The sequence below is a fragment of the Shinella sp. OV683 genome (genome assembly GCF_057787725.1).
This window is the reverse complement of the sequence record NZ_CM173543.1, coordinates 2,155,671-2,172,265: the sequence shown is the minus strand read 5'-3', so window position 1 is coordinate 2,172,265 and position 16,595 is coordinate 2,155,671. Positions and strand designations below refer to the sequence as shown.

At 59.4% G+C, this 16,595-nt stretch carries 15 protein-coding genes; 4 read left to right on the top strand and 11 right to left on the bottom strand.

Going from position 1 to position 16,595, the window contains the following annotated elements; translation table 11 throughout:
* Positions 1-3: 3 nt before the first annotated feature.
* The 4 genes from ACXHRN_RS10355 (at position 4) to ACXHRN_RS10340 (ending at position 5,231) form a co-directional block, all read left to right on the top strand.
* The gene (locus ACXHRN_RS10355) at positions 4-1,065 is read left to right on the top strand and encodes an ABC transporter ATP-binding protein (protein ID WP_488641231.1); all 1,062 of its coding nucleotides are present in this window, start codon (positions 4-6) and stop codon (positions 1,063-1,065) included.
* A gap of 2 nt (positions 1,066-1,067) precedes the next feature.
* Positions 1,068-1,397, top strand: a complete 330-nt coding sequence (locus ACXHRN_RS10350; protein ID WP_488641230.1) for an L-rhamnose mutarotase — start codon at positions 1,068-1,070, stop codon at positions 1,395-1,397.
* Positions 1,398-1,419: 22 nt separating this feature from the next.
* Positions 1,420-2,400, top strand: coding sequence for an aldo/keto reductase (locus ACXHRN_RS10345; protein WP_488641229.1), 981 nt, complete (start codon positions 1,420-1,422; stop codon positions 2,398-2,400).
* 452 nt (positions 2,401-2,852) lie between these two features.
* A complete protein-coding gene (locus ACXHRN_RS10340; RefSeq protein WP_488641228.1) occupies positions 2,853-5,231 on the top strand; it encodes a calcium-binding protein in 2,379 nt (792 codons plus the stop codon).
* Between the two features lie 74 nt (positions 5,232-5,305).
* Here the strand turns inward: ACXHRN_RS10340 and ACXHRN_RS10335 are convergent, their stop codons facing one another.
* From ACXHRN_RS10335 to ACXHRN_RS10285, 11 genes are all read right to left on the bottom strand, one after another.
* Positions 5,306-6,433 (bottom strand): fumarylacetoacetate hydrolase family protein, encoded by a 1,128-nt coding sequence (locus tag ACXHRN_RS10335; protein WP_488641227.1) that lies wholly within the window; start codon positions 6,431-6,433, stop codon positions 5,306-5,308.
* Between the two features lie 23 nt (positions 6,434-6,456).
* The gene (locus ACXHRN_RS10330; protein WP_488641226.1) at positions 6,457-7,227 is read right to left on the bottom strand and encodes an enoyl-CoA hydratase/isomerase family protein; all 771 of its coding nucleotides are present in this window, start codon (positions 7,225-7,227) and stop codon (positions 6,457-6,459) included.
* Positions 7,224-8,363, bottom strand: a complete 1,140-nt coding sequence (locus tag ACXHRN_RS10325) for an extracellular solute-binding protein (protein ID WP_488641225.1) — start codon at positions 8,361-8,363, stop codon at positions 7,224-7,226. Before ACXHRN_RS10325 ends, ACXHRN_RS10330 begins: the two co-directional genes overlap by 4 nt.
* Before the next feature lie 12 nt (positions 8,364-8,375).
* On the bottom strand, positions 8,376-9,131 hold the full coding sequence (locus ACXHRN_RS10320) for an SDR family NAD(P)-dependent oxidoreductase (protein ID WP_488641224.1): 756 nt from the start codon (positions 9,129-9,131) through the stop codon (positions 8,376-8,378).
* Positions 9,128-10,309 (bottom strand): aldose 1-epimerase family protein, encoded by a 1,182-nt coding sequence (locus tag ACXHRN_RS10315; RefSeq protein ID WP_488641223.1) that lies wholly within the window; start codon positions 10,307-10,309, stop codon positions 9,128-9,130. The genes ACXHRN_RS10320 and ACXHRN_RS10315 overlap by 4 nt, the downstream gene beginning before the upstream one ends.
* 258 nt (positions 10,310-10,567) lie before the next feature.
* Positions 10,568-11,482: a sugar phosphate isomerase/epimerase family protein gene (locus ACXHRN_RS10310; RefSeq protein WP_488641222.1), complete on the bottom strand. Its 915-nt coding sequence runs from the start codon at positions 11,480-11,482 to the stop codon at positions 10,568-10,570.
* Positions 11,483-11,507: 25 nt separating this feature from the next.
* Positions 11,508-12,599: a Gfo/Idh/MocA family protein gene (locus tag ACXHRN_RS10305; RefSeq protein WP_488641221.1), complete on the bottom strand. Its 1,092-nt coding sequence runs from the start codon at positions 12,597-12,599 to the stop codon at positions 11,508-11,510.
* 14 nt (positions 12,600-12,613) lie between these two features.
* Entirely contained in the window at positions 12,614-13,678 is a 1,065-nt protein-coding gene (locus ACXHRN_RS10300) for an ABC transporter ATP-binding protein (protein WP_488641220.1), read from the bottom strand.
* 3 nt (positions 13,679-13,681) lie between these two features.
* Positions 13,682-14,773: an ABC transporter ATP-binding protein gene (locus tag ACXHRN_RS10295; RefSeq protein ID WP_488641219.1), complete on the bottom strand. Its 1,092-nt coding sequence runs from the start codon at positions 14,771-14,773 to the stop codon at positions 13,682-13,684.
* Positions 14,770-15,720, bottom strand: coding sequence for a carbohydrate ABC transporter permease (locus ACXHRN_RS10290; protein WP_488641218.1), 951 nt, complete (start codon positions 15,718-15,720; stop codon positions 14,770-14,772). The genes ACXHRN_RS10295 and ACXHRN_RS10290 overlap by 4 nt, the downstream gene beginning before the upstream one ends.
* Positions 15,717-16,577, bottom strand: coding sequence for a carbohydrate ABC transporter permease (locus ACXHRN_RS10285; RefSeq protein WP_488641217.1), 861 nt, complete (start codon positions 16,575-16,577; stop codon positions 15,717-15,719). Before ACXHRN_RS10285 ends, ACXHRN_RS10290 begins: the two co-directional genes overlap by 4 nt.
* Positions 16,578-16,595: the final 18 nt, after the last annotated feature.

The window sequence follows — 16,595 nt, the reverse complement described above, 5'->3', positions numbered from 1 at the left end:
CACATGCCGCAGATTGAATTGAAGAATGTCGCCAAGACCTACGGTGCCGTCAAGGTCATCCATGGCGTGTCGATGGCGATCGAAAAAGGCGAATTCACCGTCTTCGTCGGCCCTTCAGGCTGCGGCAAGTCCACCTTGCTCCGCATGATCGCAGGCCTTGAGGAAATCACCGGCGGTGACCTGTTTATCGGCGGCGCCCGGATGAACGAGCGCGAGCCATCCGAACGCGGCGTCGCGATGGTCTTCCAGTCCTACGCGCTCTACCCGCATATGACGGTGTTCGACAACATGAGCTTTGGCCTGCGCATGGCCAAGGCGCCGAAAGCCGAGATCGAGGCAAAGGTCAACAACGCCGCCTCGATCCTGCAATTGACGCCTCTGCTGCAACGCAAGCCGGCGGAACTCTCCGGCGGTCAGCGTCAACGCGTCGCGATCGGTCGTGCAATCGTCCGCAACCCCGATGTCTTCCTGTTCGACGAGCCTCTCTCCAATCTCGATGCAGAACTGCGCGTCCAGACCCGCGTCGAGATTGCCAAGCTGCACCAGACATTGGGCAATACGATCGTCTATGTCACCCACGACCAGACTGAGGCGATGACCCTGGCCGACAAGATCGTCGTGTTGCGTGCCGGCTTGGTCGAGCAGATCGGTTCGCCGGTGGAACTCTACGAGGATCCGGACAACGAATTCGTCGCCGGCTTCATCGGCTCGCCGCGGATGAATTTCATCAAGGCAAAAGTGTCCGCCGACGGCAGCCGTATCTGTGCAGGCGGCATTGATATGCCTGTCCCCAAGCTCTCAACGTCACTTGCTGCCGGCACTTCCTTGAAGCTCGGCATTCGCCCCGAGCATCTCGATGAAGCGGAAGGCATAGCGCTTTCGGCAACTGCGGAAGTCATCGAGCAACTCGGGTCGACCGCCTATGTCCATGCCGCCCTGCCCTCCGGCGAAACCGTGATCGCCGAACGACGCCGCACACAAGTGAAGCCCGGCGAGACGCTCCAATTCCGCTTCGATCCTGCCAATGCACGCTACTTCGCTGACGACGGCAAGAGGCTACGCTGACCATGGCGCGCATGGGCATGGTGATCGGCCTGAAGCCGGACAAGGTGGCCGAATACAAGGCACTGCACGCGGCACCCTGGCCGGAAATGAACGCCGCGCTGAAGAACGCCAGCATCCACGACTATTCAATTTTTCTGAGAGAACCGGAAAATTTGCTATTCGGGGTTTGGGATTATCGCGGAAACGATTATCAAGGCGACATGAGGAAGCTCGGCGAGAAGGATGTCACCAGAAGGTGGCTTGCCCTAACCGATCCCTGCCAACAGCCGCTCGCGTCCGCCGAACCCTGCGAATGGTGGAGCTTCATGAATTCAGTATTTCATCTCGATTGAGATTGCCCAGAGGATATTTGCCATGAAAACCCGTCCCATTGGTTCGACAAGCGTCAACGTCACCGAAATCAGCTTCGGCACGGCACCACTTGGCAATCTTTATCATGTCGTCAGCGAAGAGGATGCACGGGCGACATTGCAGCGCGCCTGGGATGCCGGCATCCGCTATTTCGATACGGCTCCGCATTATGGCGCCGGTCTTGCCGAGGAGCGGCTCGGGCGCTTTCTGGCTGGCAAGACAGATTTCGTCACCTCGACAAAAGTCGGCCGGATCATTCACCCGACGACTCGCGATAAAGCCGAAGACCACGGCTTCGTCGATGCCCATCCGGCCATCCTCGAATATGATTACTCCGGCGACGGCATCATGCGCAGCTTGGAGGCCAGCCACAAGCGCATGGGCCTCGACCATTTCGATATCCTGTTCGTCCATGATATCGGCCCCCTGACCCACAAAACTGAGGCCAATGCGCGGCACATGAAGGCGTTCTTCGACACCGGCATCAAGCGCCTCGACGATCTCAGAGCCGCCGGCACGATCGGTGCCTGGGGCGTTGGCGTCAATGAGACGCAAGTCTGCCTCGACATCATGGCCGAGACACATCTCGACGTTATCCTGATGGCCGGCCGCTATACGCTGCTCGACCGCAGCGCCGAAGCCGAACTGCTGCCGTTGTGCAAGCAGCGCGGTACGTCCTTCGTCATTGGCGGCGTGTTCAATTCCGGGATTCTCGCCACCGGCCCTGTGGCCGGCGCGCCATTCAACTACACGCCGGCCAGCGACGATGTGTTGCGTCGTGTCGCAGCCATGCAGGATATCGCCAAAGGAGCCGGTACAGATCTCGCGACAATCGCCTTGAACTTCCCGTTCCAGAACCCGGTAACGGCAAGCGTGCTGCTCGGCACTGCCAAGCCGTCGAGCCTTGCGAGGAATATCGCCGCGCTCGAGCGGACGATCGATCCCGCGCTTTACGCAGCGTTTGAACCCTTCGCGCTGCGCTAAATCGGCTGGAAAGTGCGCAATTTCCATGATTTGAGAAAACGGCCGCTTAACATGATAAAAATAATCAGGTTAACGCCGTTTTAACGCCCGCGTGATGTTGACTCATATTGTCATGTTTTATAGAACGCGCGGTGAAGAAGACAGGCCTGGCTTTCGGCTGATCGACCCCCCACTCTTCTTCTGACGGGATTTGGACTTTTAACATCAGGTCGACTGATTGGTGAGGCTGCGAGCAGATCGCAGCCCATGCTTTCGTGCGCCTGTGTGACAGGTCCGGGGGCGGCAGGATCGGCAAACGTGTTTTCGCCGGCATCAAAGAAAGCCAACCCGAGCATTCCCGAACACCACGATTTCAAGCCGCCGGGTAACTGGCGGGACCAGCGCTTTGTCGATGGCAGGGCAAACACCGCCCCGGGACTCGAGAAGGATCTCGGATTTGCAAGGAGAATAACATGGCTGACATGATCACGATCGACGCTTCGGCGCTCTCGTCCATCGATTATAACCAATACCTTTACGACTATTTCGCCTCGCTCGGCACGACCGCAGGCACGAATACCTATTATGGCGGCAGCTACTCATCGGATCTGGCAGGTTACTACTCCGGCTCGCAATACGGCGTGCGCTATGCCGGCACGACCAACGATGCTCAGGTGCTGATGGAAGGTACGGCAATCCAGTACGATGGCGTCGTGGGTCAGCATGGCGCCTACTCCGGAACCATCGACTCGATCACCTTCGGCTCCTACGACGCCAACACCACCTATACGCAGGACGACACCGCCGGTACGCGCAGCGAACTGACAGGCGTCCTCCAGGGCCTTCTCGTTTCCGACCTCGGCATATCCGAGGACGTCGGCACGACCGCAAGCACAACTGATAACAGCGTCTACCAGCTGATGGATGCCCTGAAGAAGGCGACGACGGCAGAATCCTATATCGACCTGCTCTACCAGATCTTCGCAAGCCAGGCGCAGCACTTCATCGGCTCCGACGGCAACGACAACTATGTCGGCACGGACTATGGCGACCTGATCGATGGCGGACTCGGTGCAGACACGCTTGCCGGCGGTCTCGGCGACGACACCTATGTCATCGATGATTCCGGCGATGTCGTCACGGAAGCCGATGGTGAAGGCAGCGACACGGTCCAGACCGACCTCAACCATTACCAGATCGGCGACTATGTCGAAAACCTGACGCTGACGGGCAGCGATGATCTCTACGGATACGGCAATAGCCTCGACAACGTCATCACCGGCAATACCGGCGCCAACATGCTCTATGGCATGGACGGCGACGACACCCTCGATGGCGGCGACGGAACCGACACGCTGACCGGCGGCGCAGGAGACGACACCTATGTGGTTGGCACGGGCGATGTCGTCGTGGAAGCCGATGGCGAAGGCACCGATACGGTCCAGACCACCCGCAATCACTATCTGCTCGGCGACTATGTCGAAAACCTGGCGCAGACCGGCTCTGATGATCTGTACGGCTACGGCAACAGCCTCGACAACGAACTGACCGGCAACAGCGGCAACAACTACCTCGCGGGCCAGGGCGGCAACGACACGCTCGACGGCGGCGACGGCACGGATACGCTGAATGGCGGTGCTGATGATGACACCTATATTGTCGGCGAGGGCGACGTCGTCACCGAGTTGACACAGGCCAGTGCCGATGCGGGCGGCACCGATACCGTCGAAACGGCAATCGACGGCTACACGCTCGGCGACTACATCGAAAACCTCACGCTGACGGGCACCTCCGATGTAAGCGGCTACGGCAACAGCCTCGACAACGTGCTCACCGGCAATACCGGCACCAACATTCTCGACGGCGTGTCCGGCGCCGACACGATGATCGGCGGTGCTGGAGACGACAACTATGTCGTCAACAGCCTCGATGACGTGGTGACCGAAGCAGACGGCGAAGGCACCGATACCGTCCAGGCGAGCGTCAGCCACTATCAGATGGCGGCTTATGTCGAAGCCCTGCTGCAGACCGGCACCGACAACCTGTACAGCTACGGCAACACTCTTGATAACACCATGACCGGCAATAGCGGTGCGAGCTATCTCGCCGGCCTCGCAGGCGACGACACGCTCGATGGCGGAGACGGCGCCGATACCTTGAGCGGTGGTGCAGACGACGACACCTACATCGTCGGCACCGGCGACACGGTAACGGAATTGACGCAGGCCAATGCGGATGCCGGCGGTACTGACACCGTCAAGACGTCGGTCAACAACTACGTGCTCGGCGATTTCATCGAGAATTTGACGCTTACCGGAACCGTGCTCAAGGGCACTGGCAACGCGCTGGCCAACACCCTCGCCGGCAATGCCAGCAACAACTCACTGTTCGGCCTAGCAGGCAACGACACGCTGAAGGGTGCGGCTGGCGATGACACCCTCAAGGGCGCCGAAGGCAAGGACGTGCTTACGGGTGGCGCCGGCGCCGACAAGATCTATGGTGGCGCAGGCCAGGATACGCTTTCCGGCAACGCCGGGGCCGACGCGTTCGTGTTCGCCACCGGCGACACCTCTGCCAACAAGGCCAAAGCCGATATCATCCTCGACTTCAACTTCAAGCAAGGCGACCACATCAACCTCGTGTCCATCGACGCCAACGAAGATCGCAAGGGCAACCAGGCCTTCGACTTCATCGGCACGGACAAGTTCTCAGGCGATGCCGGCGAGCTGCGCTATCAAAAGATCGGCGGCGACACCTATGTCTATGGCGATACTGACGGTGACAAGAAAGTGGATTTCGCCATTCACTTTGATGGTGGGATCAACTTCAAGGCCGACTACTTCGACCTGTAAGGCGTAGTAAGTCACGATACACAAAGGGGCGGACCACAAGGTCCGCCCCTTATTCGTCTGAAGAACCAGCATTTCTAGAGCAGGCCGCGCGCCGCCAGATTGCGCATCAGCGATGTCGTACCAAAGCTCCAGGGCGCGCATTCTGTCGACAGCTTCACAATGTTGCTCAGGCTGCCGAGCTTGGCGTTGGAAATCGTCACCACATCGCCGATCTTGTGGGTAAAACCCTGCCCCTTGAAATCGCGGTCCTCGACCGGTGCGAACAAAGTTCCCATGAACAGCATGAAGCCATCGGGATACTGATGGTGCTTGCCGATCGTCTGGCTGACGAGATCGAGCGGATCGCGGCTGATCTCTTTCATCGAGCTCTTGCCCGCGAGTTTGAAACCGTCTTCACCGCTGACGGCGAGATCTAGATCGGCGTTGCGAACGTCATCGATCGAATAGGTCGCATCGAACAGGCGAATAAATGGCCCGATCGAGCATGATGCATTGTTGTCCTTGGCCTTGCCGAGCAACAGCGCCGAACGGCCTTCGACGTCGCGCAGATTGACGTCGTTGCCAAGCGTCGCACCCTTGACCTCACCCCTGGAATTGACCGCGAGCACGACTTCAGGCTCCGGATTATTCCACTTGGAGATCGGATGCAGGCCGACGTCGGCGCCGTAGCCGACCGACGACATCGGCTGGCCCTTGGTGAACACCTCGGCGTCGGGACCAATGCCGACCTCGAGATATTGCGACCAGACGCCTTCCTCGATCAGCGCCGCCTTGACCTTCATGGCCTCTTCCGAGCCGGCCTTCAGGTTGCGCAGGGAATCGCCGATCAATGCCGTGACGCGCTCGCGCATCTTTTCAGCCAATGCCGGATTACCGGCCGCCTTTTCCTCGATGACGCGCTCGATCATCGAGCGTGCGAAGGTCACACCGCAGGCTTTCACCGCCTGCAGGTCGCAAGGGGCGAGCAGCGAGCCACTGGCACTGATCTCCGCCAGCGAGCCAATCGGCTTGGCAGGCTGCGCCTTGAGCCATGCCACTGGATCGGCCATTTCAAGCAGGTCCCGAACCGTAGCAACCTCGCGGCTGGTCACATCATGCAGGACGCCATCAACGAGATACACGACGGCCGGACCGTTGACGTCTTTCAGCCAGACGCGACCGACAAAGGTGCCGGACGCAAATGTTTCTGGATTAAGGCTCACTTCAAATCTCCCTCGAAATTCCCTCAACGCCGCTTGAAAACAGGCGAGCGTTTCTCCTTGAATGCGGCGCGACCCTCGGCGGCATCCGCCGTTGCAAAGCATATGGTCTGCAGATCGCGCTCATATTCGATAGCCTTTTCCACAGGCATCGAAAAGGCCGCCTTGAGATTGATTTTCGCTGTCTCGGCTGCGATCGGTGCGCGCGAAGCAATTGTCTTCGCTAGTGTTTTCGCCTTTTCAAGCAGTTCTGCCTGCGGCACCACTTCGCTCACCAGACCCCAGTCCTTGGCACGCGATGCCGGAATGGCGTCGCCGGTCATGATCATGAGCGCCGCATTCGACGGCCCGATGGAGTGGGCGAGATGCACGGCCATGCCACCGCCGCCGATCCAGCCGAGCTTGATCTCGGGCGCGGCGAACTGAGCATTTTCTGACGCTATGCGGATGTCACAGGACAGTGACGTCTCCAGCCCCCCACCAAAGGCATAGCCGTTCACGGCCGCGATGGACGGCTTCAACAGCGCCCGGATCGCGTCGCAATAGTCCGGCCGATTGCGGAATTCCCAGGGCGTCTCGTAGGTATCAAGTTCCTTGATATCGGAGCCGGCGCAAAATGCCCTTTCACCCGCCCCAGTCACGATGACGCAGCGGATCGTATCGCTGTCGTTGCATTCGGTCACAGCAGCGACGATGGCGTCGGCCATTTCCGGTGTGACGGCATTGAGCTTTTGCGGGCGATTGAGCGTGATGATGGCGATATCGCCTTCCACCTCGAAGCTGATGTCTTCGGTCATCGGGAATTCTCCAATGTCTTCCTGTAAGTCTCGTTCAATGTCCGCACGGCCACAGCAGCGCCGACATTGCTTGCAAAGGCTTCACGCAACAGGGCCGATGCCTCGGTCTGGAAGGCAATGTATCCGTTGAAGCGCGGACGCATATAGGCATTTTCCAGCGTGTCAGATTTGTTGCGGTAGAAGTCGCCCCAAACAGCATTGACGCCGGCATCGTGCCAAGCCTCGCGGCGCGATGGCTGGCCCTGGTGAGACGGAATGAAGCGCGTCTGGGCTTCACTGCCCATCAGCCACAGCAGGTGCTGCTTCAGTTCTGACGTTATCTCGCTACGCTTTGAAATGCCGATGCCAGTGCCGCCAAGCGTAGAGCCGGGCCTACCGCCGTGTGCAGCACGCGGGGCATTGTGAAATGCGATGCGATGACCGGAAGCCGGCGCCGAGTAATTCACGTAGCCATAGATCAACGGGCAGAGCGCAACGTCATCGTTGGATGCCATATGGCCGAGAATGCCGATCGGATTGAGCGATATCACCGATCGAGGACTTCTCGCCGCCAGCTCCTGCATCAGCCCATAGGCTGCGATGCCGACGGCGTCGCCGATCAGATAATCATTGCCTTCCCTGCCCGCATCTTCGCCCAGTGACGCGCAGGCCGACAGGAAGGATAGCGCCGCATGCGGCCCAGCAAGTGATAGCGCCACTTTGCCAGTCTTCTCGGACAATGCAGCGACTTCAGTCCATGTCCCCGGCGAGGGACTGCCGAGCAGATCAGGCCTTGCGGCCATTACCTGTGTCGCGGCGTCCAAGGGCAGCGCCCAGGTCGATCCCGCATAAGCATAGCTTTCCAGGCACGGACCAATGGTTTCGCGGCCGATCGCTGCGAGCGCCTCTGCATCAAACACGCCTTCAAGCGGCTGCAGGCAATCTTCTGCGATCGCTTCGCCGACATGCGGATGGTCGAGTACGACGAGGTCATATTTCTGGCAGAGATCAGCAATCGGGTGGGATTCGAAGCCTTCGAGAGGATGCTTGTCCCACGCGATATCGACAAGACCGTCGCGGCGTGCCGAGTCAGACGCGACGGCCAATGCATTGTAGCCCCGGGGGTGATCCCAGGTCAGCGCCTTGTAACTTTTCATATCGGAACTCATTCAGTGCATTACCCAGCCGCCGTCGACATTCAGCGTCTGGCCGGTGATGAAGCCCGCGCCATCCGATGCCAGGAACATCAGGGCATTGGCGATATCGGCCGGCGTGCCACGCACCTTGACCGCCTGGTGGTCCAGCACATGCTTGGCATAGCCTTCGGGATCTGGATGGATCTTCTCGGCGTCGGTCGGAAAGGCACCGGGCGAGACGGCATTCACCGTGATGCCGTCGACGCCATATTCACGTGCCCACGCCCGTGCCAGTCCGATCAGGGCGCCCTTGGACTGTACATAAGGCGCCAGCAGCGCCCAGCCACCGTAGAAGGTGACGCTGGCGATGTTGATGATCCGGCCCCATTGCTGGGCGCGCATATGCGGCAGCGCCGCTTGCACGCAAACGATCGCCGCATCCACATTGATGCGCTGCACGGCCTGATGCTCCTCGACGGTAAATTCGTGGAACGGCTTGGACGGATAGATCGCCGCGTTGTTGATGACCACATCAAATCCACCGAAGGACGCCTGGATGTCGGCCAGTTCCTTCCTCAGCCCATCGAGATCGGAAAGGTCGAAATCGCGGATCAGCAGCCGTTCGGCGTGATGTGTCCTGGCGGCCTCGGCAAGCGCTTTCATCTTGGCCTTGTCGCGATCAATGACAACGACGCGCGCCCCGGCATCGAGAAAATGCATGGTTGTTTCCAGGCCCAAGCCACCGGCGCCACCGGTGTAGAGTATCGTCCTGCCCTTCATATCGATCATTTCCGCCCCCCGATCGGCAGGTGCTTGCCGGACGGCTGGGGATATTCTTCCTGCGGCTGATGGGCGATGGCGCGGATGCGCTTCTCTTCCGAGGCGATCTCGTCCCTGCTGGTCAGAATGCGGAATGTGCTGTCATAACGGCGCTCGTCGCCATGCTCGAGCCAGATCAACTCACCCTTTTCGCGCGCATAATCCTTGCCGAGAACGTGATTGCTCGAAGGTTCGATGCCCAGTGCATATTGGCCGGCCTGCAGGTTCTGCCATTCATACATGCACGGAAACTGTTCCTTTTTCGTGATCAGCTCGAAGCCGATCCCGAGCTCTTCATTGACCAGCGCCACCGGCACTTCGCCATTGGCATCGGAGCCCATCTCGTGCTGCCAGACCTGCTCGTGGAAGTTCATCTGCGGTGCCGGCATGGTACGATAGCCGACCTTCTGCTTATGGTAATCCGCACCGGCATGAGCCGCCCAGACAACGTCCTTGAGCGGCGCGATGTAGCGCGAGCCTTCAGCCAGAACCGGGTGACCGATATTGATGTGATAGCAATACATATGCGGGGTGCGATAAAAGCCTCGATTGACCACGCGATCCGAAATCTTGATGTCGTTGGTGCCTGCCTTGATTTCGATGCGGCGGATCAGTTCGAGATGTTCGGCAAACACCGCTCCCTGTGTCACCGTGCCCTCCGCCCAGAGGTAGCAATCGTCCCCATCCCAGCGCTCGCCGTATCCATTGAGCTTGCCGGGGATCGTGCCGATGCGGCCATGAAGAGAGTGGCTGATCGTCTTGCGCGGACCGTAGACATAATGGTCGCCGGGCTCGTCGTTCATGAACAGAATATGGTCGAGGCCGCAGGTGACCATCAGGCCCGAGAAGGAGCGCAGCCAGCCAAGGCCGCCCTCGCCCTCGTATTCATGCAGGCCAGGATGCTTGAAGCCGGCTGGCGAATTCCAGCCCACCGCCATCCCGCGATACTCACAATCGCCGATATCGAAGGCGCGATCGATCAGCACCGTGAACCGCAATCCCGTGCCGCTGCGAAATTCGAGCATGCGGATGCCGCGCTCGACGCCGTCGCCAAGCGTCATCAGCCGAACGCCGGCAAATTGCGAAAAAGACCCTGCATGGGCCGCAAGATCTCGTCGTGATCTTTGGCCACCATATAACTCAACCATGTCTGCCTTCCTTATGACCTGCGTCGCCAGGCTATTCAGGTAGATGGCCGGAACAAGCCCCCGCCATCCAGTTTGATGACGACTGGACAACATACTCTACGTCATCCTCGGCCTTGTGCCGAGGATCTGCCAAGCCGCGATAAAGCCGGTCCGTTGCAGATGCTCGGGACAAGCCCGAGCATGACGGCAGTGGAGTTCTGCGGCGTTGACATCATTCCAAATGGCCGGAGCAAGCCCCGGCCATCCTGTTTCAATGTTTCAGAGACCCTGAGCGCGCAGCTTGCCGTCAAGGAACTTCTTGGCGCGCGGCACGTCGGATTCTTCCAAATGCTCGATGATCACCGGGATGTTCGGATGCTTGCGCGACAGGAGCTTCAGATAGAGATCGTAGTTCAGCGAACCGAGGCCGGGTGCCGGCAGTTCGATTTCACCGACGCCGCGGAACGTGTGGCTTTCGAGCGCATCGGCATCACCGATATCGGCATGCTTTTCCGACTTGTCGTCGCCTGAACGCTTAACGTCCTTGGCGTGGCCGATCTTGATCTTGTCCTGCAGCGTGTCGAACACCTGGTTGAGGATCGCATCCATCTTGTCGATATTGTGCGTCTCGAAATAGTTGGTCGGGTCCATCAGCAGGCCAAGGCCAGGGTGATCGACCTGCGCAAACATCTTCACCGTCTCTTCAACCGAGCCGACGACATTGTTGACATAGGTTTCGAGCAGGAACATCGCACCATGATCATAGGCGAATTGCGAGAGATCGGCGATAACCTTGCGGCACTCTTCGAAACCTTCTTCCGTCTTGTTCTTCGGGTGATGCACCCAATCGGATTCGGTGTTGTAGGTGCCGGTCTCCGAGATCACATAGGGCGTGCCCAGATATTGGGCATGCTTGATGATCTCCTTGAGGTAGCCAACACGCCTCGCCCGCTCGTCCTTGTCGGGATGAATGATGTTGGTGTAACCCGAAATGCAGCAGATCGGCAGGTTATGATCACGGAACGTGTTGCGGATCGTGTTGCACTTGTCCTTGGTGATCTGGCCGACGCTGACATCGACGTCCTTGAAATGCATGTCGAGCTGAACGGTGTTGAAATCGAGAGCGCGGATCTTCTTTGCGGTCTCTTCCAGCGAGTACGGGAAATATCCCGTGAAAATACCGGTCTGCATCATTGGCGTATTCCTCCCTTTATGATGGTCAGTTAATTGCGATTTCGCTGAGCTTGACAGCGCGGCCTTCGTCCATCGACTTGTAGCCTGCTTCCACCAGAGCCATGGTCTTGACGTTATCGGCGACGTTGAGCACAGGGGTCTCGCCGTGCTTGACGGCATACTGCAATTGCTCCATCACGCCGATGAAGGCATGCGGGAACCACATTGTTTCCCAGCTTGGGGTCACCCATTTGCCGCCGGTGGTCTTCTTGGACGCGTAGGTCAGTGTCGAGGCAGTGCCATTCGGCCAGCCGATGGTGCCCTGTGCGACGCCATGCGTGCCTTCAACGCGCCATTTGATGTAAATGTCGCTGTCGAAGCCCTCTTCACGCGGACCCGACCAGACGTCCTCCAGCGACACCGCCAGAACATTGTTCGGGAACTTGATCGTCGAGACAGTGATCCCATCCTTGTGGTCGAAGGTGGTGCGCGGATCCGAACGGGTGGCGGTGTAGATTTCCTCGGCGTCACCGAACAGGAAACGCAGCACATCAAGATGATGGACGCTCATGTTGGAGAGGGTGAGCCGATCAAGCCCCTCGAGGAACGTCTGCCAATGCGGGATGGCGCGCATATCGATCGTCGCGATCACCACCTGGCCCAGTTCGCCCTTGTCGAGGATCTGCTTGAGAACCCGCATCGACTGGTCGTAGCGCATGTTCTGATTGACCGAGAGCACCTTGCCTGCGGCCTTTGCTTCATCGCGGAGCTTGCAGGCTTCATTGAGCGACAGGGCGAGTGGCTTTTGCGCGAGGATGGCTTTGATGTGCGGCTCCTTGAGCGCCGCACGGATCAGTCCCGGCTGCAGGTCCGGTGGATAGGCAATGTCGAGGATTTCTATCGAGGAATCCTTGATCAGCGCCTCCGGCGTATCATGCACCTTCGGGATATCCCAACGCTTGGCAACCTCTTGCGCCTTCGAAGTCGTACGCGAGGCAATTGCCGCTACCTTGAAGCCAGCCTCCTTGTAGGCAGCCAGATGGCATTCCGCCATGATCATGCCAGCGCCTATTGCACCGATCCTGTATTCGTTGACCCGGACATCGACATCCGGCTTGAAACCTTTGGCGTCGGCCATATCTCCTCCTCCCATCATGATCCGGCCGTCGCTGGCGCGAGCGCCTGTCCGTCCAGTTTGAAAAAGTGGATGCGGCGCGGGTCGCAGGACAGCGCCACATCGGTATCGACAGCGATTTGAGGCTGGCCTCGCATGAGCGCACGCAGCTTCTGCTCGCCCGCCGACAGAGTAACCACCGTATAGCCGCCAAGCGGCTCCACTTCGAACACTCTCGCCGGGATTCCGGGCTTTCCCGCACCCCATGGTTCGGCCTTCAAGTCTTCCGGGCGAATGCCGATGCCGGACGCCCCCTGAGGCACAGCCTGGCTGTCAAGATCGATCGTACCCGCACCTGCGGTAGCGCCGGCGAGCTCGAGCAGATTGATCGCCGGCGAGCCGAGCAGGCCGGCAACGTATTGGCTTTGCGGGTGATCATAGATTTCCGATGGCTTGCCAGTCTGGCGGATTTGGCCGTCCTCCATGATCGCCATACGGTCAGCAATCGACATCGCCTCTTCCTGATCATGCGTCACGTAGACCAGCGTATGGCCGAGCTCGCGCTGGATGCGCTTGAGCTCGACGCGGGTCTCTTCGCGCAGGCGTGCATCAAGTGCCGAGATAGGATCGTCCATGAGGTAGGCGGCGGGATCTCGAACCAGCGCCCGCGCAATCGCCACGCGCTGCCGTTCACCACCCGACAGCTGTGCGGGCGGCTTGTGAAGGAGATGGCCGATATGCAGCTTCTCCGACACGGCGGCCACCCTTGCCTTGATCTTGTCTTCCGCCACCTTGCGCTCGACCAGTGGAAACCGGACATTCTGCTCCGCCGTCATATGCGGAAACAATGCAAGGTTCTGGAACACCATCGCCACGTTCCGTTCGGCAGGTGACAACGCGTTGACCGGCTTGCCGCCGATCAGGATCTCGCCTTCGTCGGGTGCTTCGAGCCCAAGGATCATCTTCAGGATCGTCGACTTGCCGGACAACGGCGGCCCGAAGAAGCAGAAGAACTCATTGTCTGCGATGTCGAACGAGACATTTTTGACTGCAGTTGTATCGCCGAACCGCTTGGTGACATTCTTGAATGAAATGCTCGCCATTGCTCAGGCCCTCCCGATGGCCGCGCCGCTGGCGGCATCAAACAGCCGCACGGCGCCCGGATTGACCGACAACTTCGCCGACATGCCAGCCTCGAGCCCGTTGTCATTGTCCATCACCACCTTGATCGTTGCCTTGTCGCGGCCGAGATGGACGATGGTGCGCGCGCCGATCCGTTCGACGAAGAAGACGGGAATGCCGCCCTCGCCTGCCGAGGTCAGCGTCGCCTGCTCCGGCCGGAAGCCGTAAAAGACCTCGCGGCGGTTTTCGTTGGCGGCCACCCGCGACAGGTTGTCATCAAGCAGATCCGAGAGGCCAAATGCCCCCATATCGGCCACCAGCCCGCCATTCGCCCCGGTCAAGGTGGCGCTGACGAGATTCATGCCCGGCGAGCCGAGGAAACCGGCAACAAAGGTGTTGGTGGGATTGTTGTAGACCTCGACGGGCGAACCGCTCTGCTGCAACACGCCGTGATCCATAACGGCGATCCGGTCAGCCATGGTCATGGCTTCGAGCTGGTCGTGCGTGACATAGACCATGGTCTGCTTGAACTGCCGCTGCAGATGCTTGAGTTCGGTACGCATCACGGCACGGAAAGCGGCATCGACGTTGGAAAGCGGCTCATCGAGCAGGAAGATCGCTGGCTCGACGATGGCGGACCGACCGATTGCCAATCGCTGCAGGATATTCACCGACAGCTTTGCCGAGGGCTGCTGCAGCAGCGAACCCAGTTGGAGAAATTCAGCGATCGCCTTGACGCGGCGGTCGATCTCACCTTCCGGCAGCTTGCGCATTCTCAGGCCGTAGGCGAGATTCTCGTAGACATTCATATGTGTGAAGATGGCGTAGTTCTGGAATACGAAGCCGACGCCACGCTTGCCCATGGCCACGCCGGACATGTCCCGGTCGTCGAATAGGATGCGCCCCGAGGTCGGGTCTTCCATGCCGGCGATCATGTTCATGGTCGTTGATTTCCCGCAACCGGATGGGCCGAGCAGAGCGACGAACTCGCCGTCATTGATGGTGAGATCCATCGTCTTCAGCGCCTGGAACGCCCCAAAACTCTTCTGGAGATTTTCGAGATGGATTGAGGTCACTTGCGGCCTCCTTCGCGGGCAGCGTTCATCTTCTTGATGGCGAAGTTGACGACGACGGAGAGCACGATGAGGATGACCAGTGCGATGGCAGCGACATACCCCCAGATCAGGTCGTTCTGGGTGACCTTGTAGATGTAGACGGAGATCGTTTCGGTCGCCACGCCCGGCCCACCGCCGGTCATGATATAGAGCGTGTCGAAAATCTTGAAATTCTCGATCACCCGGATCGCCAGCGCGATGATGATGATGGTCTTCATCTTCGGCAAGATGATCGTTCGGAACCGTTGCGGCCAGGACGCCCCGAGCAATGTTGCAGCCTTCAGCTGATCCTCAGGCACACCTGCGAGCCCCGCGAGCAGGATGAGGAACATCAGTGGCGTCCATTGCCAGATGTCCGAGATCATCACCGCCACCAGCGCCCATTCCGGGCTCGAAAGCCAGGCAAGTGTGAAACGCGTCCCCGTCAGCGATGAGATAATGTCATTGACCGGTCCGCCGGACTGGAAAAGCATGAAGAACATGTAGCCGGCAACCGCGGGCACCACCATCATCGGCATCAGCAGAACGGAATAGAATACCCGCTTGCCGCGGAAATCATCCATGAACAACAGCGCCAGCGCAAAGCCGAGCAGGAACTCGACCGGCACGCAGACCAGCATGACGATGGCCGTGCGGCCAAGCGCAGACCAGAAACGGTTGTCGACGGCAAGGTCCGTGTAGTTGGCGAATGTGTTCCAGCTCTCCCACGCGCTCCACCAGCCCACGCCATCCAGCGGCGACCAGTCGGTCATGGAAATGTAGAGCTGCATCAGCAACGGAAACACCGAGATGAACAACACGAGGATCTGTGCTGGCAGCGTCAGGCGGAAACCAAGCTTGCGGCTTTCGCGATCGGTGACCACAGGTGCCGGCGTCGCAGCAACCGGCAAGGAAACAGCATCGGTCATTGCTTCAGCGCTCCGAAGGTCAGGCCGCGCACAAGATGCTTCTGGATGGCGATGCCCATGATCACGGGCGGCACGGCGGCAATCAGGCCGAGTGCCGCCTTGGCGCCATAAAGCTGGCCGGTCATCGACGACGACAGCGACGCCATGTAGACCGGGATCGTCACCCATTCGCGCGTCGTCAGCAGCAGGCCGATCAGGTAATCCGACCAGTTGAGGATGAACACGAACAGCGCCGAGCTCGCGAGCGGAGCCCGCATCATCGGCAAGGTGATCTGGGTAAAGACGCGGAACCGCGAGCAGCCTTCGACACGCGCCGCATCTTCGATCTCGCGCGGCATGTCATCAAAGAAGGTTTTCATCAGCCAGAAGGCGAACGGCAGCGTCACAATTCCGTAGATTAACGCCAGCCCCCACCATGTATCGACCAGGCCAAGGAACGCCCACATGATCATCACCGGGATCATCACCGCCATTGGCGGAAACAGGCGCAGCTGGATCAATGCGAGCGGCAGATTGTTGCCCGAGCCGAAGCGCGACAGGCCATAGGCGGCAGACGTGCCGGCAGTCATGGCAATCAGCGTGCCGAAAACCGCCGACAGCAGCGAGGCAAGGATGGGCTTGGCGGCAGTTTTGTCGAGGGCGACGATGAGATCGCTGGTCGAGGTGCCGAAAATGAAGCGGAAATTGTCAAGCGTCGGGTTCTTCGGCCACCATGTCAGGTCGGCGCCGGAAGCGGACCATTCAGCGATTGGCTTGAACGCCATCGAGGCCATCCACAGGATCGGCACCAGCGTCACGGCAACGGCGGCAATCACCGCCACATACCGGAAGATTTCAAAGAGGGGTGAACGTGTCATCGTCTCAATCTGCAAATG